The sequence below is a fragment of the Pseudoalteromonas sp. SiA1 genome (assembly GCF_018732205.1).
GTDB classification, from domain to species: domain Bacteria; phylum Pseudomonadota; class Gammaproteobacteria; order Enterobacterales; family Alteromonadaceae; genus Pseudoalteromonas; species Pseudoalteromonas tetraodonis.
In genome coordinates this window covers 38,238-59,899 of the sequence record NZ_CP076084.1, presented here as the reverse complement: position 1 = coordinate 59,899, position 21,662 = coordinate 38,238, and the positions used below count along the sequence as shown (strand labels likewise).

Below are 21,662 nucleotides of genomic sequence, written 5' to 3'. Positions count from 1 at the left end.
CAACTCACCTAAGTATTATCCTGCATCACGACGTGGAGAGATGGCAGAGTGGTCGAATGCACCGGTCTTGAAAACCGGCAGGGGTTTATAGCCCCTCTAGGGTTCAAATCCCTATCTCTCCACCACTTATTTGTATTAATTGGTTTTTTCCGATTGATAACACGCTGAATAATGCGTCGGAGAGGTGTCCGAGTGGCCGAAGGAGCTCCCCTGCTAAGGGAGTATAGAGTTTGTAGCTCTATCGAGGGTTCGAATCCCTCCCTCTCCACCATTACTGATTACAAGCCACTTAATTGTGGTTTTTTTGTGCCTAAATTTTAACTCCGTTAAGAAATAGGGAGGGTGAGCACTCTCGACAGGGTTCAATAAAATGTCTGGAACATTTTAGGCCGCTGCAAGCGTCGCGCAGCGATTAATTACAGGGATGTAAGTAAGTCTATCCCTCCCTCTTCACCATTACTGATTACAAGCCACTTAATTGTGGTTTTTTTGTGCCTAAAATTTAATAGCCTCTATTAATTCGCACTTTGTATAAGGCCGTCGCGAGCGCATGCTAATAAATTAAACAAATTGTATGGTGTCACAACTTAGTGCATTATAAATGGTACTTTAAACCAGCTTAGGTTTAACCATGGCAAAGCTAATATTACTACTATGTTGTTTGGGTGCCTGTGCTGCTAGCATGGCAAATGAAGTGACGGTTTATAAATGTACCATTAAAGGAGTGCCTACTTTTAGTCAAACTCCTTGCGCTGAAGACGCTCAAGTGATCACGCTTAGAAACGTCAACATCATGCAAACAAATACGCCACAATCTGAGAACACACCAGTTGCCGATACTTCTGTTGACGATTATCTAGCGGTGCAACAAATAGAGCGTGATATTGTGCAGCTTGAGCTTAAGATTAAACAATACCAACAAGAATACGCACAAAAAAAACAGCAAATCGATTACATGACCCAAGATAAAGCAAATCGCTTAGGAGCCAGCTCAATTGCGAATGCCATTACCACTGAAACGGCGGCACTTAAGCAGCGATTTGACCCACAAATCAAGCAAGCACAACAACAAATAGAAGCACTCACTCAAAAAAAACAGCAGCTTAGTCAGCAACCTTAAGTATGTGCTTCACAACATCAATAAATGTTTGTATCTCTGACTTTGTATTATATATGTGAGGTGAAACACGGATGCCGAGTTTACGCACATCAACACTTATTTTTGCAGTCTCTAATGCTGTTAATACACTTTGCTGATGCTCAGAAAACTGCAAAATAGCGGTGCCACTACATTGCTCTTTAGCGCTAGGTGACATTAAAAAAGCGCCCAATTGCTGCTGAATTAACTCAAGTAACATCAAGTTGTGCGATCTCACTTGTTCAACGCCAAATTCAACAATATATTCAATACTATGAGCGGCAATAATATAAGGAAGTACCGAGGGCGTACCGCCCCAAAACCTTAGTGTTTTAGCGTTATATTGAAAATGCGCAATATCAAACTCGAATGGGTTTTGATGTGAAAACCAGCCAACATCTTTTGGTTCACATTGTGTTATTTGCTTTGGATTTACCCATAAATAAGCAGCTCCTGGCCCTCCGCATAGCCACTTCACACTTGAACCGATCATAAAGTCAGCATTTAACGCCGTTAGATCGACAGGGATAACCCCTGCCGATTGCGCCACATCAATTATTGAGAGTGTATTCGTGACTTTACTCAGCGCCACAATATCGTTTATGGGAGCTTGTACACCCGTATTAGAATAAACATGGCTAACAAATACCCCATCAATCTCTGAAGTTAAATATCGCTGCCATACCTGTCTATCACTCAAGTCTTCATGCTCAGGGATGTAGCGTATTTTTGCACATTCAGGCAGTGCTTTTTGCATTACAAACCCCATACTGGGAAAATCAGCCTGCGCCATTAATACTGTACACTGTGGTTTATTAAATACGGGGTGTGACATAACCAATTTGGTTAAACCACTGGATAAATTAACCTGAGGACAAAATTGCTCACTAGGCGCATTAAACAACTGCCCTAATGCCTCAGTAAATCTTTCAATGGCGGGTAACCACTGTTGCCATGGCTCTTTTACACTTTCTTGCCAAGGAGTAAAAAAATGTTCAGTGGCATTTTCTAAGCTCGTTTTTAATGGGCGGCCAACAGAGTGGCTTAATAAATAACAACCCTGTGGCATACAAAAATCATTTTTAGCCATATTAATTAATCCACTGTTTTAGCGTGTTTAAATCATCAAAGCGCGTATTTATGTCGTCACGCTTTGCCGCGGCACGCCTATCTCTTAACTTAGCTAATGAATCGAGCAGTACCGGTAAAGGTGGTCCACTGGCAGTTACTTTGCTTATATGCTGTTGTTGCATTTGCAGTGACGGTTGGGCAATAAACTTCTCAACCAACTGATTATGATGACCGATAGCGGTGTCACCATGTAATTTACACACTTGTATAAATAGTTTGCCGTGCTTTTGAAACCACTCTGTGTGTTTATATTGCTCGGCTTTTAAGAAGTCATCCATAAAGCTTTGCATACGCATGGCTTCTCGCAATATTTGTTGGTCCTCTGGCATCATATATAAAAATTTATCCACCAGCATTTGTGAGTAACTCGGCTCATTGGCACTGCAAAGCCCTAACAGCATATCAATAACATTAATGCCGGCAAAATCTCCCGCATTTGCACCACGGTAAACCTCTTTACCTACCCGGTAAGGCTTGTAGTATGGGCGTACACAATTAAAAAAACGCTCGGTATCAAGTTGAGTATACAAGGCATTATTCGACGCTATTACATCAATAAGTGCCGTTTTAACCACCTCAAGTAGTTCAGCCGTGACTGGGTGTGAAATACCTAATGGCAGTATTTTTAGTAAAGCATCACTCGCGCGCTTATACGCTAAAATACCTTGGGTGTTGTAATCTAAAAACAGAGCTTCATCATCAAGATTTGTAAACCGTTTATAGGTGCCATTAATGGCTTTATTATGAGTGGTTAAATGTGCGGTGGCAAAACGAGGAGTTACTCCAATAGAAGCACCAATATGCATAGCAAGCGCCGATGCTTCAACTAATGGTGAGGTTGTTTCTCTGCTCGGCTCTGTGATCTCATGCCTGCGACAAGCAGCCATAAACAAACCAACATTACCAAGCAAATCGAATGCGCTATCAAATCCTTCGTCGGTATTGCCTTCGTCCAATAAATCGCTGATCAGCGCATTGCCTTGCTCCTTTAGTGCCAGCTTTAAGCTATCACCAATCCCCTCAACATTAGCCTTATCGGTTTGCTGCCAATAAAGCTGTTCTAATTGCGAGTTTAAGCTTACAAACTCTGATCTTATCCAACGGTCAAACTTAGCAGTAAAAGAACTCATAACTACACCCTGTTATTATTATGTTTTAATGCTAACAAAAACCCCTGAGGGTAAAACGCCAAAAAAAATAGTAAAAACACCTTTAGTTAGCAATAATCACTACCAACATTAAAATCACTAATAAGATCCCATAGTCATGTTAGATAAAAAAGATCAGCAGTTACTGGTTGCCTTACAATCGCATGCCCGCATGTCGGTTTCTGAATTAGCCAATACCATTAACCTATCAGACACCCCAACTCTTAGGCGTATCAAAAAGCTTGAGCAGGAACATGTAATTACGGGCTATCACGCTGCCATTAACCCTAAGTCGCTCAACCTTAATGTGCTGGTTTATGCTTTTGTGCGACTAAGTCAAAACTCGGTGAGTGCGGCACAGCAATTTGAGCAGCATGTAGAAAAGCTAGCCCATGTACTTGAGTGCTCTGTGATCTCAGGTAGCCACGATTATTTACTGAAAATTATTTCTCAGGATTTAGAAAGCTATGAGCAGTTTGTAAAGCACCAGCTGGGGAGCTTAAGCTGTATCGCCAATATAGAGTCAACGGTAGTACTCAAACAATCATTTAGTAAAAAGCAGCTACCACTTTAAAAAATAATACTATTTAGTGCCGATTCGCTATACTGAAATATCACTATAAAAATAATATTTAACAAGGATGCATGTGAAGATTTTTCGTTCAACATCCAGTTCTTTTGTTTTTTACATATCATTTGCGGTTGCGTATTTTGCAACTGGTAAGTTATTGACTAATTTTGCCTTTCAATCACAAGTCATCCCTATCTGGCTCCCTGCAGGTATTGCCCTAGTTGGCTGTTTTATCTGGTGGTGGCGTTTTATCCCGGCATTATTTATTGCCTCTGTCGCCTTTAATTTAAGTACCGGTGATAACCCAATCACTGAGCAGGTTTTAATTGGTAATACACTACAACAAGTACTGCTAATCGGTTTAGGCGCTATGCTACAAGGCATGATTGGCGCTGCTCTTTTAAAGTACTGGCTAGGCCATCCGTTGTATTTAAAACAACGCCAATCTATTATTTATTTTATTTTTGTCGTCGGTATTGTCGTCAGCCTAATATCGGCCAATATTGGCGTCTATGCTTTAAGTCAGTTTAACCCTGCTTACAGCATTGATAATCATTGGAACAATGTTACTTTTTGGTGGCTTGGTGACTCTCTTGGCGTACTGATCGCAACTCCCTTTTTATTGGCGTTATTACAACCAAAATTTAAACGCCATGATGTTACCCCATTACCTACTATTGCAGTGTGCTCGGTGTTATTTATCTCTGTAGCTTTAACCACTAAGCTATACAACCAAGAGACGTATTCAAATGCGATACAAATAGCTAAGCGCGAAACATCTATTATTGAAAACAGTTTGCTGAGCAATTTAAACCTCAGCCAAATAACCGTACAAAGCCTTGCAAGCCAGATACAATCAACACCGACTTTAAGCAAGCAAGAGTTTGATAGCTACAGTGCTCAACTATTGGCTGAGCATTCATTTATTAAAGCATTTTCATGGAACCGCAAAATTAACCAGGCTCAGGTCAGTGACTTTAACAAACAGCTCAATGAAGTTTATACTGCATACAACTTTGATCCGAGCATTAAAGGGGCGCCATTATCAAACAACGATCCATTGGTGGTTATTACCTATATTGCTCCTTTTGTAGAAAACCAATCTGCCATAGGTTTTAATCTCAATTCTCGTAAAGATCGCCGTGAGACTTTACTCGACCCACGCATTAAAAATCGCCCTGTGGGCACTAAAATAATTCAGTTAGTTCAAGCAAAAGAACCTGAACCTGCGTATTTATTATTTGCTCCTGTGTATCAACAAAATAACGAAGTTGCCTCAATTAAAGGCTACGCAACAGGTGTATTTTTAGTAAAAAACATACTTGCTCAGTCGATTACCCAAGCACAAAATAAGATGTTTAATATCGATATTTATGAAGCTAATACTACCAATCCATTTTATTCAAACGCCGAAAATATACCGACCAAAAGCAATAAACTGACAACCATCACGATTAATTTTGCAGGGCAAACATGGCTGGTTGATTTAACCATTAAAGATGAATTTCTACCGCATCAAACTAATAACATGACACTCTTTTTGCTTATTTTACAGGTCATTGTCAGCTCACTCATTTTACTGATATTACTGCTGTTTAATAACCAACACCTCGCACTTTCACGCTTGGTAGCAGAGCGCACACGCTCGCTGGTTAAAGCTAAACAGCAATCTGATTTAGCAAATCAGGCTAAAAGCCGATTTTTAGCAAATATGAGCCATGAAATTCGCACCCCACTTAACGCTGTGATTGGCTTTTCAACTCTAGCTAAAAGTGAAGATAGCGCTGAAACCCTCACCGGTTATCTAAATAAAATTAATTTAGCGTCTAAATCATTGTTAAGTTTAATCAATGATGTACTCGATATCTCTAAAATTGAATCACAAAAGCTCACCTTAGAAGTCGCTCCTTTTGATTTGAATGCGCTTCTTGCTCGGATCAGTAGTATGTTCGAGCAAAGCGCTGAACAAAAAGGTATTAACTGGAAAGTTGATAACCAATTACCAACCGATATTTGGTTTGAAGGTGATGTTATGCGAATTGAGCAAATTTTATTAAACCTATGTAGTAACGCCATTAAGTTTACCTATGAAGGTGAAGTAAGTGTTAGCGCATACAGCAAAGAGATCACCGATAGACGTCGTCAAATTACCTTGACTATTAAGGATTCGGGCATCGGTATTGCGCCATCAGAGCAAAGTAAGTTATTTGATGCGTTCACCCAAGCCGATAGCTCAACATCACGTAAATTTGGTGGCACAGGGCTTGGTTTAGCAATCGCAAAAGAACTTAGCTTATTAATGTCTGGAGATATCAGCGTACAAAGCGAGCCAGGTAAGGGCTCTACTTTTACTCTGTCTGTCGAGTTAAATACATGTGCAGCGCAACAAGTAACGGCAAAGCACATACACCAGCATGTTGACTTAAGTAAACTAAAAATACTGGTTGCAGAAGATAACAGCGTCAATCAATTAGTCATAAAAGCAATGCTTAGCTCTTTAGGGATTACCCCAACACTGGTTGAAAATGGCGAATTAGCAGTAGAACAAGTTAAAATAAATGACTTCGATTTAGTATTAATGGATTGCCAAATGCCGATTATGGACGGTTACCAAGCCACCGCCTTGATACGTCAAATTAAAAGTACTGAGCAATTACCAATTATTGCCTTAACTGCTGATGTAATGCCTGAAGATAAAGCCAATGCCTTAGCAATTGGTTTTAACGAACATCTTGCAAAACCTCTTGAACTCGATAAGCTCACACAATGCTTATCTCAATATATCGAGCAGGATGAACCATAAGGTTTTATCCAAAATAGAAAACCGAATATGGCTGTCGAATTATTATCAAAATTAACAAGTAACACACAGACAACAGTAGTAGGCAAAGCATTATGAGCCACTTTTCTCACAGTTGGTTTAATAGTATTAATCAAATTGATGCTACACAGTGGCATCAATTTTTCGGTAATGACCCATTCACCCAACATGCTTTTTTATACGCACTTGAGCAAAGCCAATGTGTAAGTGCTAAAACAGGTTGGCAGCCTCACCACTTAGCCGTTTATGAAGGCGATAAACTAGTTGCCCTTGCCCCTGGCTACTTAAAAGCGCACTCCTACGGTGAATATGTATTTGACTGGGCATGGGCTGAAGCTTATGAAAAAAATGGCTTAGATTATTACCCTAAATGGCTGTGCTGTATTCCCTTTAGTCCGATTGAGGGGCAAAGAATACGTATTATGCATAGCAATCCAAAGTTAGTTTATGAGTATATAACAGAGCAACTTAATACCCACTGCGCAAAACAAGCCTGGTCAGGCTGGCATGTAAACTTTTGCGATAAAGCACAAACCTCACAGCTAAGTGATGCAGGTGCTATGCAAAGAACCGGCGTGCAATTTCAATGGTTTAATAATAGCTTTAAAGATTTTGACGATTTTTTAAAAACCTTTAATGCCCGTAAGCGCAAAGCAGTAAAAAAAGAACGCGCTAAAATAACACAGCAAAATATCACCATTGAATGGCTGCAAGGTGAGCAAATCACCACAACAGTGATGCAGCTTTTTTGTGAGTTTTATCAACGTACTTATTTAAAACGTTCAGGCCATTTAGGCTACTTAAACAGCGATTTTTTTAGCTTGCTACACGCCTTAATGGCTGAAAAATTGCTCATTATGCTAGCCAAAAAAGACCATAAAGTGATTGCCGCCACATTAAGTTTAATTGGTGACAATACCCTTTATGGGCGTTATTGGGGAGCAAGCGAAGAGATTGATTCTCTTCACTTTGAGCTGTGTTACTACCAAGGCATTGAATATGCGATTAAGCATAATATTCACTGTTTTAATGCCGGTGCTCAGGGTGAGCATAAAATAGCACGCGGCTTTCAACCCATCACTACTTATTCTGCTCATCATATTATTCACCCCGATTTTAATCATGCTATTGCAGATTACTTAAAACGCGAACGCCAACATATCGATATTTATAAACAACAATGCAGCACTTTATTGCCGTTTAAAAATGAGTAACTGATTATTTGCAGGCATCGCAGTATCGCTAAGTAACTTAAGCCCAGATTGCACTGCAAGTTGCTCAACCGCTTCGAAATCACGAATACCACTAAGCGGATCGCGACTTTGCAATAAACTGTTAAATTCATTATTACTGGGGCTGGTAAACTCCCCTTTATATTTGAAAGGGCCATATACACACACCACCCCTTGCTGGTTTAAGTGCTGATTTACTCCAGCAAAAAAACGCGTAATTAACTCCCAGCTCACTATATGAAAAGTGTTAGCAGTATATATCGCATCCACTTTATCCACTGGCCAAGGATTGTTTAGGTCAAGTAATAAAGGCGGATGCAAGTTTGCCAGTTGCACCTCATCATGCCATAACTTTATTCCTTGATGATTAACCTCTCGATCACTGGTATACCATTGTAAATGTGGCAATTTTTTGGCAAAGAAAACGCTATGCTGACCCGTCCCCGAGCCTATCTCAAGTACCGACCCTGCATTTTGCAATGCAGGCTGCAAAGCCTTAAGTATATGATTTTTATTATTTTCGCAGGCTTGTGAAAACGGTTTGGTCATACTGATGCACCTAAATTGCAAATGAATGCACAATAGTAAAACAAATTTCAGCTATTTTGTCGTGAGTAAATTAACCAAAATAATAAAATAACTTTAATTTCAATACGTTAAATTATATTTACCGAGCTGGTACGCTATATGCTTTTATTAAATTACTCACTTAATGAGTACTAAACGACAAAAGGATAACATTATGTATATTTCACCCTATACCGCCGTAGACGCTGTAATGGCAATTACCGATAAAAGCCTAGATAAAACGAGTCATGAAACAGATTGTAGAGCAACGGTTATCGACTTACTTTCTCATGTAAAACACACTCAAAAGGCACAAAACAAACATGAAACAGACCAAATATTTATTCTTGGCTACAATTAAAATTCTGTTTAGCCTTATAACTGGCTGTTTATATAAATACATTATTTAAGTCGACTTAAAATCCGTTTAAGTCGACTTTTTAGTTTTAATCCCACTTGTTAACTTGCCTTGACGCCCCCTACTTTTTAGCTATACCGTTGTAAATAGCAATAACAGCACCATATCTTTTTATATAGCGTAGTTTAATGTCATATATTCTCTTTTTTAGGAGTACTAATGAGTAACTTTAGAACAGAATCAGATAGCATGGGCACACTCGACGTGCCCGCTAACGCACTTTATAAAGCACAAACCCAACGCGCCATTAATAACTTTACAATTAGCAACCTCACCATGCCACAGCAATTTATTATTGCTTTAGCGTATATAAAACAAGCCGCAGCATTAACCAATTTAAAGCTGGGCCATTTAGATAAAACAAAAGCAAATGCAATCGAGCATGCCTGCCAAGAAATTATTGATGGTCAGCATTATGAGCATTTCCCCGTTGATATTTTTCAAACGGGATCAGGTACCAGCTCAAATATGAATGCCAACGAAGTTATTGCAAGTTTGGCTTCAAAACATGCTAATCAACCTATTCACCCTAACGACGATGTGAATATGGGACAAAGCTCGAATGATGTTATTCCCACTGCAATCGCCTTAAGCAGTGCTATCAGTGTTGATAAAAAATTATTGCCAGCACTAGCAAACTTAGCCGACGCCTTAGAGCAGAAAAAAGCAGACATCGGTCATATAGTTAAAACTGGGCGCACTCATTTAATGGATGCAATGCCAGTGACCTTTGAGCAAACACTCAGCGCATGGCAATCGCAGGTAAAGCACGCAGCCAGCGGTATTGAGCATGCACTAATACGTGTTTGTGAGCTGGCTCAGGGGGGAACAGCGGTCGGCACCGGTATTAATGCCGATCCACAATTTGCTACGCTATTTGCCAAACAGCTAAGTGAAAAAGTAGGGATTAACTTTATCCCCAGTGATAACTTTTTTTATAATATTGGCTCGCAAGATGCCATTGTGGCTTTATCAGGGCAGCTGAAAGTCTATGCCGTTGCGCAAATGAAAATAGCCAACGATCTACGTTGGATGAATTCAGGGCCGCTTGCGGGACTTGGTGAAATAGAGCTTGAAGCATTGCAGCCTGGTTCATCCATTATGCCTGGCAAAGTGAACCCGGTGATCCCAGAAGCCGCTGCAATGGCTAGTGCGCAAGTAATCGGTAACGACGCCACAATTACCGTAGCAGGCCAAGCTGGCAACTTTGAGCTTAACGTAATGCTACCCGTGATTGCTTATAATATCCTGCAAAGTACAGAGATACTTGCTAACAGTGCGCAAGCACTAGCGGATAAAGCCATTGCTAGCTTTAAAGTTAATCAGGCACAGATTGATAAAGCGCTGACTAAAAATCCTATTTTAGTTACTGCACTCAACCCAGTTATTGGCTATGAAAAAGCAGCAAAAATTGCCAAACAAGCTTACCAGCAAGCAAAGCCAATTATTGATATCGCCGAGCAAGAGACAGACCTATCTCGCTCAGAATTAGAAGCATTACTCAATCCAGCTAAATTAACCCAAGGTGGGTTAATGTAAAAACGCCATTAATGGCGCTTTAATATATTGATAGTAGAGTTTTTATTGCCGTAATGGATGCACCGTGTATGATAGTGATGAATAATTCATCACTATCAGGAACGATTATGCGTACTCCATTACTCGCTCTACTGCTACCGCTTTGCTTAACAGCTTGCTTAGAAACCACCTCAAATGAAACTGAGCAAACTAAAACCAATGCGGTAGAAAACACGTCTACGCCGATACCACAACAAAAACTACCACAAGAAAATAAGCAAAATAAAATAGCACAGCAACTACCGGTTGATGCTGCAAAAGAAGTGTCGCTTGATGATATTAAAACAGCAAAAAATAAATTAAATAACCTCATAGCAGATAAACAATGTTCAACTAGTTCACAGTGTAAAGTCAGTGCTGTTGGTAGCCGTGCCTGTGGTGGACCAAGTGATTACATTGTGTACTCTACACAAAGCGCACCCCAAGAGCAGGTTTCAGCCCTAAGCGATACTATCACTCAATTGGAAAGTACCTATAATGCGCAAAAAGGCATGATGAGTATTTGCCAACATTTAACTGCGCCAAGCACTCAGTGTGTTGAAAATAAATGTGTTAAACTTGAAGGCTCTGCGGTAAGTGTATTTTAAGGATTAGATTATGAGTTGTTTGTCATCCGTAATTAAGCTATCAGCTACCTGTGTTGTTATGACTATGCTGCTTAGCGGTTGCAGTAGTGCACTAACATCAAGCAAAGCTCAAAACGCGAGTGAATCTGTTTTAAATACTCAACTTAATGAGCTTACAAGTAATAAAAGCTGCACAGCCAGCTATCAATGTAAGGTGTTAGGTGTTGGCTCGCGTGTCTGTGGGGGGCCGAGTAAGTATGTTGTGTACTCAACATTAAATCACTCTCAAGAACAAGCAGAGCAATTAGCGCAAAAAATCACCGAGCAAGAACAACTAGATAATGCAATGCTTGAGTTCAAAGACTGTTCACCAGTGCTAGAAGTCCACTCTTTATGTATTGATAATCAATGTAAAACAGTTAACTACCAGTAGCAGTTCGTTTCGGTGTTAATCTAATAGTGGTATTAACACCGAAATAACCACCACCATGAAAATACACACACCTGCCTTAAAAATGTATTCCAGTGGCATTTTTTTCTGTACCCAGTAAGCATATATAAAACGCACGAAGTAGCTTGCCGCCGTGCCAAATAAAGCAAACATGAGTAAGTAGGCAATCAATAAGATATTCACAGCGGCACTTTTTTAGAAAATAATAGCCCCAGTGTAAGTATTTTACATAAAGAAGGCAAAAGGGTTACTTAGTCTTTTTTGTATGCTCAATGAGTAACTCTGCTACCTGTTGCTTTACCGCTCTTTTATCATCTACTGCCACTTCAAACCGGCTAGCCAATTGCGCTATTTCGTCATCATTTAAATTAAACGATAGTCGTTGCCGTGTTTTTTTAGACTTTACATCAAGACCTAAAATTTTACGGATCATATCTGAGGGAGTGAGCTCTTGATCGATAGCTTGTTTTTTTATCGACTTTTGTACCTCACTACTCAAATCAAATGCCATTTGCGTGGCGCGCACAGCTTGCTCTTGGCGCAACCACTTGTCTTTAGCATCACTCACTGGGCATCTCCAGGAAACAAATCAACAATATCGCTAATTGGGCGAGTTAACGTCAGTGAGACTTCTGTTTCACCTCCCTCCCAAATCTCTATATTAACGCTATGTCCTTCATCAGGAGAGGCTAAGCAAATCATTTCGCATGGTTCTCCACCTTCTTGCTCATAGCGAGGCAGCGTTTGGCCACGAAAGTCTTTATTATGAAAATAACATACATAAGGCGATTCACTTTGTTGATAGCTTTTCGCTAAAAATTGCATAAAACGCTCAGGGGTATTTTGTACCGTGATATGTGTTAATGACTCTTCATCAAAAATACGCGCAAATTCATCAAGACCAAAAATCTCTTCAACTTCATCACGCTGAATTTTTATAGAGAAGTTTGCCCACTGTTCACCATCATTTTGCTCTATTTGTAAAAACACCACTTGGCCAGTGTTAGTTTCAAGTACAAATTCAGTATCACTGCTGTGTTGGTACTGATACGTTTGCACATCAATAACGCGCAACGTTTGACCTTTAAGCCATGAAGGATAAGCAAACGAATCAATGACAGTAAACATGTCGCCTTTTTTAAGGTCACTCGCATGATTAAGCTGACGTTCTGGCTTTTTTTTAGATTTGAAAAAATTAAACATATAAGGTGCCTCTGTAAGCAAAAAAGGTAACGGAGCGAAACTCGGTTACCTTTTTGATATGGTTCTAAATGTTAGCTATTTTGCTTCGCTTTAATGCGCGCTAAAATATCAGCACTTTTTGGATTCGTATCACCAATACCTGCTTCAGCCATTTTAGCTTTTAAATCGTCGCCATTAACATCTGCTTCTAGAGACTTTGCAGCACCTAATTGATCAGTACGGTCTTGTTGGCGTTGCTTAATACGCTCAAGCGACTGACGCGCCGATGTCATTGATGAATTATTAGTATTAAGCGTGCTGTTTACAGCCATTGTCGCTTGCTGAACGCTTTCTGTGGTTTTAACCATAGTAAGCTGACGCTGATTTTCCTTAATTGATTTTTCAGCATCTTTTACTTGCTGCTTCAAAGTCACTATGTGATTACTAAAGCCCGCTAACACTTGCTCGTGCTCAGCTTTCTCAGCTTCAAAGTCACCAATTTTTTCTGCAATTTCTAATGCTAATGCTTCATTCCCTTTTTCAAGGGCTTGACCTGCATAAGCTTCATGCTCAGCAATTGATGCATCTACTGCGCTAATTTTACGCTTAGTTTGCATTTCTTTAGCCATCACTTCTGTTAGGCTTTTTTTAGCACGGTGTAACGCATTTTGTGCATCAGCAATTTCTTGCTCAAAAATACGAATACCATTGGCATCAACAATTGCTTCGCCTGCTTCACGTGCGCCGCCACGTACTGCTGTAAATAATTTTTTTAAAATACTCATAATCTTAACTCCACTAACTAGCTACTAATCGTTTAAATATAAGGTCACGGCTTCTAGTGCATCTATAGCGTTATCAGCTAATGTCACTAGTTCGTGGGTAACATCATCTAGAGATGAATTTACCGACAGTGCACCAAAAATCGCGTATTTATTATCGATCTTAGCAAATGCACTCAGTGGAATTGGCACGTTTAAACGCAGTAGTGTTTCGTTTAACTCGTTGCGTAATTCACTTTTTACTTCATCTTCGTCAAACAAGTAGCTAATACATAGTAATTGCTCTTGTGTTTGAGTAACAAAAATTGGAAGCTCGTCATTTCCATCAACAATGACTTGTAAAACATCTTGCTCACCTGGATTGGCAATCAAGAAAGACTCAAAGTTAGCACCCTCGGTTTCAAAAGACGCTAATTTTATTGAAAGTTCATTTAATTCCATGTCTCTGCCTTTTCGTCGTTTGACATATTATGTCTGAGTTAAGATTCGCACGACCGACATATTATGTCAACCATGTTTTATTAATTTTTATACAATTCACTTTCTATTTGCCAAGCTGCTCGGTAGTAATCATACAAGCGACCAGAACCTAACCTATTGACTTCAATATCGTTCACTTGTTCAAAATAGTTATTAGGAAATGCAAAACTCGCTAATAAATATTTTTTACTAATCCACCGAGATGGCACTGGCATATCAGTTATATTGCTAATACGGGCACTAGGTGATTGCCCCATTTTAGTCGCAATAGTCCATCCCCATTGACCAAACGAAGGAATATTTTGCTGATATTGCTCTACATAATCAAAACCTGCGGCTTTCACCGTTTTAGCAATACTTAAAAATGCCTTTTTCGCATGATAAGGCGATGTTGACTGTACCGCCATAGCACCATCAGGCGCTAATAATTGGCGTACATGATTATAAAAGTAATCGCTGTACATCTTATTAAGATCAGGGTGATTAGGGTCTGGCAAATCAATTAAAATAGTATCGAACTGCTTTGACTGATCCAGTAGCTTTTCGACTTCTAAAAATGCATCGCCCACAATAATATTTGCTCGCGGGTCATGCATCGATTCATTATTGAGTGCCACTAGTCGCTGTTTAATATCTTCAGGCGGCGTGTATTGGTTATCTTTATGACCAAATAAATTAAGTAGCTGTCCATCTAAATCAATTAAGGTCACTTCCTCAACCGGCCACTTTAATACATCTCGCATGGCTAACCCGTCGCCGCCGCCAATAATCAAAACACGGTCATGACGATTAGATGCCAGCATGGCAGGGTAAACGAGCATTGAGTGATATATTTGCTCATCTACACTAGAGAACTGCAAACGACCATTTAAATATAGATCAGTAATTGGCTGAGGCTGATTTTTACTTAAACGCTCTGTTAGCACCACATGTTGATACTTAGTCGCCTGAGAGTAAATAACTTTATCTTTGTATAGTACGTTACTTAGGTTATCCATCCAGCTACTACCAAACTGCAAAATAAAAGCGAATAACACCAGCAGTAATATATGGCAAACCAATAGCAACTTAGCAAAGCGTACATAGCTATGATAACGCCATAAAAAGGCAAGTCCGGCAATAATGTTAAATAGCGCTGTCCAAGCGGCGGCTTGCATTATTGGCATCGCGAGCATAATACTCACCCAAATTGCCGCGCCAATACCAGCGCCAATATAGTCAGCCCCATATATAGTGCCGGCGTTATTTTCTAAAAAACGTCCATAAACATGCTGGCGAATGCGCGCAATAAGCGGTATTTCCATACCAATAAATAGCCCTAATATTAAGCCAAATACATAAGGTAAAAAGCGAGACCACTCTTGCAGCTTTTGAAACACGTAACCATTAAGAATAACGTCAGGTGGAATATTAAAAATACTTGAGAATAAATGAGGGAGTGAATAACTCACGGCAATAATGCTGGCAATGGCTAATATACAGCCCATACCTATGAGCGCAATAATACTCTCTAGCCAAGCAAATGCGGTAAAGGCATCTTTAAACCAACGCGCTAAAAATGCACCCATCCCCATAGCTACAATCATAGTGCCTATCATGGCGTAAATTGCACTCTCAACTGAGCCGAGTACTCGGCCAGCATAATGAGAAAGTAAGTATTCATAAATAAGGCCGCACCCAGCGAGTACGGCCATAACAGTGATCAGTAAAATATCATGCCCAAGTAAATTAAATTTACTTGGGGAAGCTTGAGTTGATGACACGTGATTATGCACCCAGTAGTGTGGCCATAGTGATCCCGACAGCAAATGACACAGCTGCAGAAATAGCGGCAACACCCACATTCTTTTGACGATTCACTTCATCTGAAATATTACAGCCAGCAAGAATGATTTTAATCGTCAGTAAGTGCAGTAAAATGAAAGCAACCAAACAAACAACGGCGCTTAGCGCCCAGTAAAGTAAACTCGCATTAATATTGTCAGCAGCATAAGGAGCAATACCTGTTGCAGCAGTAATGGCTAATGCACTACCAATTAAAAAGCCTGCATAACGAACACCTACTGCTAAATTACCATCAATAATAGCCTGTTGTAGGCAGTCGCCACTTTTATTGGTGCGCTTAAATAACTGCACGCGATATTGGCTTACTAACAGCAATACCACACTACCAATTACAAACGCAGCAATAACAATAGGAATGCCATGCCAACCTTCAGTAGCAACCCACAATAGGGCTGAGCGGATAACCACTGCAACACTTACTACATGGCCAAAATCAATAATTGACGCAGTAACGTTACCTTTGACTATTTCGTTATGTAAGCTCACTTTACGCAGCGCCACTTTATCTTGAAAAAAGTGACCCAGCTTTATAAGCAGAATTGCTAATGCACCATAACCAAGCATTAACAGAGCTTCTTTTTGTAACGTAGCAGCAAACGCACCACTACTCACGCCCGTTAACACAATCGCAAGTGCTACCAAACCAGCGGCAAAGCTTATTCCAAATGCAAAGTTATCGCGCTCGGTAATTTCATCATTGGCGTGTAAATTAGATACCCAACCTTTAATATACTTTAAGCTCACAAACAGTAAGATGATAATTGCAAAGTCCACAGACAGTGCTTGCAAAGACCACATAGTTATTCCATTAAATTCATACATATTATTCTAACTCCAACGTTATTCTTTACTTACCACGACTTACGCCGCGCGAGGTTCTGCTACTGCTGTTACGAACCGATCCTGAATTATTGCTATAACTACTCGCTCTTGAGTAACTGCTGCGACTTTTAGGCGGCGTATAACTGCTGCGACTCAAACCTGATGCACCTGTTTTTTTACTCGCATAAGGACTAGTGAACTGCTTGCCTTGGCGTTGGTAAGATTGTCGTGTACGTGTTTCTAATGCACTTTGGGTTTTTATTTGTTTAGGGCTTGAGTAACGAGTACGACCATAGTCATTGTAGTAACTATACTTACGGCGTTTACTCCAACTTCCGTATTCAACTCGGTCAAATACATCACCCAAAATACGGTACATGCCGTACCATTGCCAAAAGCTAATACCGCTACTATTCGTTTGCCAATTACCATAGTTAGGATTACCTACCATTTGGTTACCGACCCCTTCGCCTTCAGCTTTTTGGCTTATAGCACCAACTCGTGCCAAAGAACCATTCGACATATCCGCAAGCATATTAATAGGATCGGTTAAGGCATCAGAAAATAACGTTGGCTTGGCGGCTTCACGCAATAAATCAATATTGTATAAAGTGTCTTCGTAAGGAGGAATTAAGTAATTACCCTTAATATCATCAAGGCGTTGGGTTAAGCCACTATAAAGGGCTCCCTGGCGTGTGGCATCAAGGCTAACTACATCAACAACCTTACTGAGTTCAGGTTGCTGTTGTTTAAGGATACGACTGTATTCTTTAAGAATAATCGCATTACGTATACTACCATTATCAAGTGCTTTACCAAGCTGAGTAAGCTCGACATCGGCCTTTTTAATGGACTCTTGAATTGTTTGTTGTAGCTGTTCTTCTTTAGATTGACAACCAATCAGTGCTGTAAACAAACAAAACAGGCTGAGAAGTTTCCAAGCTTTTATATTCGACATTCATGTCACCTGATTTACTAAATTATCCTAGATAGTTTTACACAGGACAGTTATTAAACCAACAATGAAATTGCAACAAGATGATAATTTAGGGACTAGTTTAAAGGTGCAAGGAGAATAACTGAGATCAGTAAAGGGAGAATGCTGATGGTAATACTTCAAAACTTATAACTGAGGGCTTAACACTGACTTGTATTTAGAGTAACTATCCTACTTCTTAGCGACAGCGCAGTAGCATGTCGTGGCAGAACAGCGTGGAGAGTCATAATGAAGGCATGAAGGTGGCTTTTGGCTATTATACCAATCCGCAATAATACTCAATCATTTTGCGGGGCTAAACGTGTCGCTATCTGTGTTAAAAAGTTCTCATTTAGAACAACTAAATAGCGAATTTATTGCCTAGCTATCAACCCGTTTTTCCTACCTCAAAATAGACCGCTTAATTAAGCAAATTGGTATTATTTCTTCCTTTTAACTGGTGCCTTTCACTTCGAACCTGCATTTTCACTTTCCTGCAGACGTAAAAAAACCCGTCACATCGCTGTAACGGGTTTCTCTTATTTGGAGCCTGGTAATGTCCTACTTTCACATAGCAAATGCTACACTATCATCGGCGCTGTTTCGTTTCACTGCTGAGTTCGGCATGGGGTCAGGTGGGTCCAAAACGCTATTTTCACCAAGCAAATTTGGTGTAAGTTCGATTTAATCGACCTTACTAAAATTTGGAATTTCTGATAATAAAGTCTTCAAGTATCTACTTTAGTTATATTAACTTCTTCGCTTGTTTCACTATCACATAAAACGCGTTTGGCGTTGTATGGTTAAGCCTCACGGGTAATTAGTACAAGTTAGCTTAATGGCTCACACCACTTCCACATCTTGCCTATCAACGTTGTAGTCTTCAACGGCCCTTCAGAGACTTTAAAAGTCTAGTGAGAACTCATCTCGAGGCCTGCTTCGCGCTTAGATGCTTTCAGCGCTTATCAGTTCCGAACGTAGCTACCGGGCAATGCCATTGGCATGACAACCCGAACACCAGCGGTTCGTTCACTCCGGTCCTCTCGTACTAGGAGCAACCCCTCTCAATTCTCAAACGCCCACGGCAGATAGGGACCGAACTGTCTCACGACGTTCTAAACCCAGCTCGCGTACCACTTTAAATGGCGAACAGCCATACCCTTGGGACCGACTTCAGCCCCAGGATGTGATGAGCCGACATCGAGGTGCCAAACACCGCCGTCGATATGAACTCTTGGGCGGTATCAGCCTGTTATCCCCGGAGTACCTTTTATCCGTTGAGCGATGGCCCTTCCATTCAGAACCACCGGATCACTATGACCTACTTTCGTACCTGCTCGACGTGTCTGTCTCGCAGTTAAGCTGGCTTCTACCATTACACTAACCGTACGATGTCCGACCGTACTTAGCCAACCTTCGTGCTCCTCCGTTACTCTTTGGGAGGAGACCGCCCCAGTCAAACTACCCACCAGGCACTGTCCGTAACCCCGATTCAGGGGCCAACGTTAGAACATCAAAACTACAAGGGTGGTATTTCAAGGACGACTCCACAAAAACTAGCGTCTCTGCTTCTAAGTCTCCCACCTATCCTACACATGTAGGTTCAATGTTCAGTGCCAAGCTGTAGTAAAGGTTCACGGGGTCTTTCCGTCTAGCCGCGGGTACACAGCATCTTCACTGCGATTTCAATTTCACTGAGTCTCGGGTGGAGACAGCGTGGCCATGGTTACACCATTCGTGCAGGTCGGAACTTACCCGACAAGGAATTTCGCTACCTTAGGACCGTTATAGTTACGGCCGCCGTTTACCGGGGCTTCGATCAAGAGCTTCTCCGAAGATAACCCCATCAATTAACCTTCCGGCACCGGGCAGGTGTCACACCGTATACGTCATCTTGCGATTTTGCACAGTGCTGTGTTTTTAATAAACAGTCCCAGCCACCTGGTCACTGCGGCTCCAATCAGCTTAGAGAGCAAGTCTCATCACCAATCGGAGCGTACCTTCTCCCGAAGTTACGGTACGATTTTGCCTAGTTCCTTCACCCGAGTTCTCTCAAGCGCCTTAGTATTCTCTACCTGACCACCTGTGTCGGTTTGGGGTACGATTCGGTATAATCTGAAGCTTAGAGGCTTTTCCTGGAAGTATGGCATCAGCAACTTCATCACCTTGGTGACTCGTCTCGTGTCTCAGCCTAACAGTAACCCGGATTTACCTAAGTCACTAGCCTACACACTTTCACATGGACTACCATCGCCATGCTTGCTTAGCCTGCTCCGTCCCCCCATCGCAATTATACCAAGTACGGAAATATTAATCCGTTTCCCATCGACTACGCCTTTCGGCCTCGCCTTAGGGGTCGACTTACCCTACCCTGATTAACATGGGATAGGAACCCTTGGTCTTCCGGCGTGCGGGTTTTTCACCCGCATTATCGTTACTCATGTCAGCATTCGCACTTCTGATACGTCCAGCATACCTCCCGGTACACCTTCAACCGCTTACAGAACGCTCCCCTACCACTCAGAATAAATTCTGAATCCGCAGCTTCGGTGCATAGTTTAGCCCCGTTACATCTTCCGCGCAGACCGACTCGACCAGTGAGCTATTACGCTTTCTTTAAAGGATGGCTGCTTCTAAGCCAACCTCCTGGCTGTCTGGGCCTTTCCACATCGTTTCCCACTTAACTATGACTTTGGGACCTTAGCTGGCGGTCTGGGTTGTTTCCCTCTTCACGACGGACGTTAGCACCCGCCGTGTGTCTCCCGGATATTACTTTACGGTATTCGGAGTTTGCAAAGGGTTGGTAAGTCGGGATGACCCCCTAGCCTTAACAGTGCTCTACCCCCGTAAGTATTCGTCCGAGGCTCTACCTAAATAGATTTCGGGGAGAACCAGCTATCTCCCGGTTTGATTAGCCTTTCACTCCTAACCACAGGTCATCCCTAACTTTTCAACGTTAGTGGGTTCGGTCCTCCAGTTGATGTTACTCAACCTTCAACCTGCCCATGGCTAGATCACCGGGTTTCGGGTCTATACCTTGCAACTATTCGCCCAGTTAAGACTCGGTTTCCCTACGGCTACCCTAATCGGTTAACCTCGCTACAAAATATAAGTCGCTGACCCATTATACAAAAGGTACGCAGTCACCCAACAAGTGGGCTCCTACTGCTTGTACGTACACGGTTTCAGGTTCTATTTCACTCCCCTCACAGGGGTTCTTTTCGCCTTTCCCTCACGGTACTGGTTCACTATCGGTCAGTTGGGAGTATTTAGCCTTAGATGATGGTCCACCTATATTCAGTCAAAGTTTCACGTGCTCCGACCTACTCGATTTCACTTAAAATGCGTTTTCATGTACGGGACTATCACCCTGTATCGTGGCACTTTCCAGAGCCTTCCATTAACACATAATAAGCTTAAGGGCTGTTCCGATTTCGCTCGCCGCTACTATCGGAATCTCGGTTGATTTCTTTTCCTACGGGTACTTAGATGTTTCAGTTCTCCGCGTTCGCCTCGTTAACCTATGTATTCAGTTAACGATACCTGCAAGCAGGTGGGTTTCCCCATTCGGAAATCCTAGTCTCAAGTGCTTTTTACTAGCTTGACTAGGCTTATCGCAAGTTAATACGTCCTTCATCGCCTCCAACTGCCAAGGCATCCACCGTGTACGCTTAGTCACTTAACCATACAACCCAAACGGGTCTTTGTTGTGTGACAGTTTAACTTCGCCAGAAGTTAATATTGAATACTAAAGTAGATACCAATCAACAAACGTAAACGTTTATTAAATGGCACTGAATGATACTGCTATCATTCTTTTTTACTTTTGAAAACTCTGTACAAATAACACTGTTATTCATACGAATTTTATTATCAGCTTTTCCAAATTTTTAAAGAGCAGAGAATCAAAAACTTCTCAAAATTAAACACACTCTATTCTCAGGTGATTGTGCT

Annotated in this window: 19 protein-coding genes, 2 tRNA genes and 2 rRNA genes; 10 read left to right on the top strand and 13 right to left on the bottom strand. The window is 41.1% G+C overall.

Features of this window, described 5'->3' with window-relative positions:
- Positions 1-34 precede the first annotated feature (34 nt).
- The 3 genes from KK487_RS00300 (at position 35) to KK487_RS00290 (ending at position 1,120) form a co-directional block, all read left to right on the top strand.
- Positions 35-125: transfer RNA gene (locus KK487_RS00300), tRNA-Ser, on the top strand.
- A 53-nt stretch (positions 126-178) separates the two neighbouring features.
- Positions 179-271: transfer RNA gene (locus KK487_RS00295), tRNA-Ser, on the top strand.
- A 360-nt stretch (positions 272-631) separates the two neighbouring features.
- Positions 632-1,120, top strand: coding sequence for a DUF4124 domain-containing protein (locus KK487_RS00290; RefSeq protein ID WP_013463692.1), 489 nt, complete (start codon positions 632-634; stop codon positions 1,118-1,120).
- On the opposite strand, the gene KK487_RS00285 is transcribed toward KK487_RS00290, so the two are convergent.
- Together KK487_RS00285 and KK487_RS00280 are read right to left on the bottom strand one after the other, a co-directional pair.
- Positions 1,104-2,228 carry an aminotransferase class V-fold PLP-dependent enzyme gene (locus KK487_RS00285; protein ID WP_013463691.1) on the bottom strand — a complete coding sequence of 375 codons (1,125 nt, stop codon included), beginning with the start codon at positions 2,226-2,228 and terminating at the stop codon, positions 1,104-1,106. The two genes, KK487_RS00290 and KK487_RS00285, sit on opposite strands and share 17 nt — an antisense overlap.
- 1 nt (position 2,229) lies before the next feature.
- The gene (locus KK487_RS00280; protein ID WP_013463690.1) at positions 2,230-3,399 is read right to left on the bottom strand and encodes a PrnB family protein; all 1,170 of its coding nucleotides are present in this window, start codon (positions 3,397-3,399) and stop codon (positions 2,230-2,232) included.
- A gap of 136 nt (positions 3,400-3,535) precedes the next feature.
- On the opposite strand from KK487_RS00280, the gene KK487_RS00275 reads away from it, so the two are divergent.
- The 3 genes from KK487_RS00275 (at position 3,536) to KK487_RS00265 (ending at position 8,023) form a co-directional block, all read left to right on the top strand.
- Positions 3,536-3,991: an Lrp/AsnC family transcriptional regulator gene (locus tag KK487_RS00275; protein WP_013463689.1), complete on the top strand. Its 456-nt coding sequence runs from the start codon at positions 3,536-3,538 to the stop codon at positions 3,989-3,991.
- Between the two features lie 73 nt (positions 3,992-4,064).
- Positions 4,065-6,791, top strand: coding sequence for an ATP-binding protein (locus KK487_RS00270; protein WP_013463688.1), 2,727 nt, complete (start codon positions 4,065-4,067; stop codon positions 6,789-6,791).
- A 92-nt stretch (positions 6,792-6,883) separates the two neighbouring features.
- A complete protein-coding gene (locus KK487_RS00265) occupies positions 6,884-8,023 on the top strand; it encodes a GNAT family N-acetyltransferase (RefSeq protein ID WP_013463687.1) in 1,140 nt (379 codons plus the stop codon).
- On the opposite strand, the gene KK487_RS00260 is transcribed toward KK487_RS00265, so the two are convergent.
- On the bottom strand, positions 8,000-8,590 hold the full coding sequence (locus tag KK487_RS00260; protein WP_013463686.1) for a DUF938 domain-containing protein: 591 nt from the start codon (positions 8,588-8,590) through the stop codon (positions 8,000-8,002). The genes KK487_RS00265 and KK487_RS00260 overlap by 24 nt on opposite strands.
- Positions 8,591-8,783: 193 nt before the next feature.
- On the opposite strand from KK487_RS00260, the gene KK487_RS00255 reads away from it, so the two are divergent.
- The 4 genes from KK487_RS00255 (at position 8,784) to KK487_RS00240 (ending at position 11,603) form a co-directional block, all read left to right on the top strand.
- On the top strand, positions 8,784-8,969 hold the full coding sequence (locus tag KK487_RS00255; RefSeq protein ID WP_013463685.1) for a hypothetical protein: 186 nt from the start codon (positions 8,784-8,786) through the stop codon (positions 8,967-8,969).
- A gap of 216 nt (positions 8,970-9,185) precedes the next feature.
- Entirely contained in the window at positions 9,186-10,565 is a 1,380-nt protein-coding gene (locus tag KK487_RS00250; protein WP_013463684.1) for a class II fumarate hydratase, read from the top strand.
- Positions 10,566-10,672: 107 nt separating this feature from the next.
- Positions 10,673-11,191 carry a hypothetical protein gene (locus tag KK487_RS00245; RefSeq protein ID WP_171046546.1) on the top strand — a complete coding sequence of 173 codons (519 nt, stop codon included), beginning with the start codon at positions 10,673-10,675 and terminating at the stop codon, positions 11,189-11,191.
- A 10-nt stretch (positions 11,192-11,201) separates the two neighbouring features.
- Positions 11,202-11,603, top strand: a complete 402-nt coding sequence (locus KK487_RS00240) for a hypothetical protein (RefSeq protein ID WP_008113277.1) — start codon at positions 11,202-11,204, stop codon at positions 11,601-11,603.
- A gap of 15 nt (positions 11,604-11,618) precedes the next feature.
- On the opposite strand, the gene KK487_RS00235 is transcribed toward KK487_RS00240, so the two are convergent.
- The 10 genes from KK487_RS00235 to KK487_RS00190 form a co-directional block, all read right to left on the bottom strand.
- Positions 11,619-11,804 (bottom strand): hypothetical protein, encoded by a 186-nt coding sequence (locus tag KK487_RS00235; protein WP_008113278.1) that lies wholly within the window; start codon positions 11,802-11,804, stop codon positions 11,619-11,621.
- Between the two features lie 64 nt (positions 11,805-11,868).
- Positions 11,869-12,189 carry a hypothetical protein gene (locus KK487_RS00230; RefSeq protein ID WP_008113280.1) on the bottom strand — a complete coding sequence of 107 codons (321 nt, stop codon included), beginning with the start codon at positions 12,187-12,189 and terminating at the stop codon, positions 11,869-11,871.
- Positions 12,186-12,824: a hypothetical protein gene (locus KK487_RS00225; protein WP_013463680.1), complete on the bottom strand. Its 639-nt coding sequence runs from the start codon at positions 12,822-12,824 to the stop codon at positions 12,186-12,188. The genes KK487_RS00230 and KK487_RS00225 overlap by 4 nt, the downstream gene beginning before the upstream one ends.
- 71 nt (positions 12,825-12,895) lie before the next feature.
- Positions 12,896-13,588, bottom strand: a complete 693-nt coding sequence (locus tag KK487_RS00220) for a PspA/IM30 family protein (protein WP_008113282.1) — start codon at positions 13,586-13,588, stop codon at positions 12,896-12,898.
- Positions 13,589-13,612: 24 nt separating this feature from the next.
- A complete protein-coding gene (locus KK487_RS00215; protein WP_004335098.1) occupies positions 13,613-14,026 on the bottom strand; it encodes a YjfI family protein in 414 nt (137 codons plus the stop codon).
- Positions 14,027-14,106: 80 nt separating this feature from the next.
- A complete protein-coding gene (locus KK487_RS00210) occupies positions 14,107-15,828 on the bottom strand; it encodes a polyamine aminopropyltransferase (protein WP_013463679.1) in 1,722 nt (573 codons plus the stop codon).
- 4 nt (positions 15,829-15,832) lie between these two features.
- Complete coding sequence (locus tag KK487_RS00205; RefSeq protein ID WP_013463678.1) at positions 15,833-16,732, bottom strand: DUF350 domain-containing protein; 900 nt, start codon at positions 16,730-16,732, stop codon at positions 15,833-15,835.
- A 25-nt stretch (positions 16,733-16,757) separates the two neighbouring features.
- Positions 16,758-17,690 (bottom strand): hypothetical protein, encoded by a 933-nt coding sequence (locus KK487_RS00200; protein ID WP_010392530.1) that lies wholly within the window; start codon positions 17,688-17,690, stop codon positions 16,758-16,760.
- Between the two features lie 566 nt (positions 17,691-18,256).
- A 5S ribosomal RNA gene (gene rrf, locus KK487_RS00195) occupies positions 18,257-18,371 on the bottom strand.
- Between the two features lie 136 nt (positions 18,372-18,507).
- Positions 18,508-21,393 (bottom strand): 23S ribosomal RNA (locus tag KK487_RS00190).
- Between the last annotated feature and the right edge of the window lie 269 nt (positions 21,394-21,662).

Coding starts and splice junctions, on each gene's coding strand:
- KK487_RS00245 (WP_171046546.1), top strand. CDS start 10,673: ATGCGTACTCCATTACTCGCTCTACTGCTACCGCTTTGCTTAACAGCT.
- KK487_RS00200 (WP_010392530.1), bottom strand. CDS start 17,690: ATGTCGAATATAAAAGCTTGGAAACTTCTCAGCCTGTTTTGTTTGTTT.
- KK487_RS00290 (WP_013463692.1), top strand. CDS start 632: ATGGCAAAGCTAATATTACTACTATGTTGTTTGGGTGCCTGTGCTGCT.
- KK487_RS00250 (WP_013463684.1), top strand. CDS start 9,186: ATGAGTAACTTTAGAACAGAATCAGATAGCATGGGCACACTCGACGTG.
- KK487_RS00285 (WP_013463691.1), bottom strand. CDS start 2,228: ATGGCTAAAAATGATTTTTGTATGCCACAGGGTTGTTATTTATTAAGC.
- KK487_RS00255 (WP_013463685.1), top strand. CDS start 8,784: ATGTATATTTCACCCTATACCGCCGTAGACGCTGTAATGGCAATTACC.
- KK487_RS00280 (WP_013463690.1), bottom strand. CDS start 3,399: ATGAGTTCTTTTACTGCTAAGTTTGACCGTTGGATAAGATCAGAGTTT.
- KK487_RS00265 (WP_013463687.1), top strand. CDS start 6,884: ATGAGCCACTTTTCTCACAGTTGGTTTAATAGTATTAATCAAATTGAT.
- KK487_RS00215 (WP_004335098.1), bottom strand. CDS start 14,026: ATGGAATTAAATGAACTTTCAATAAAATTAGCGTCTTTTGAAACCGAG.
- KK487_RS00240 (WP_008113277.1), top strand. CDS start 11,202: ATGAGTTGTTTGTCATCCGTAATTAAGCTATCAGCTACCTGTGTTGTT.
- KK487_RS00225 (WP_013463680.1), bottom strand. CDS start 12,824: ATGTTTAATTTTTTCAAATCTAAAAAAAAGCCAGAACGTCAGCTTAAT.
- KK487_RS00220 (WP_008113282.1), bottom strand. CDS start 13,588: ATGAGTATTTTAAAAAAATTATTTACAGCAGTACGTGGCGGCGCACGT.
- KK487_RS00260 (WP_013463686.1), bottom strand. CDS start 8,590: ATGACCAAACCGTTTTCACAAGCCTGCGAAAATAATAAAAATCATATA.
- KK487_RS00275 (WP_013463689.1), top strand. CDS start 3,536: ATGTTAGATAAAAAAGATCAGCAGTTACTGGTTGCCTTACAATCGCAT.
- KK487_RS00205 (WP_013463678.1), bottom strand. CDS start 16,732: ATGTATGAATTTAATGGAATAACTATGTGGTCTTTGCAAGCACTGTCT.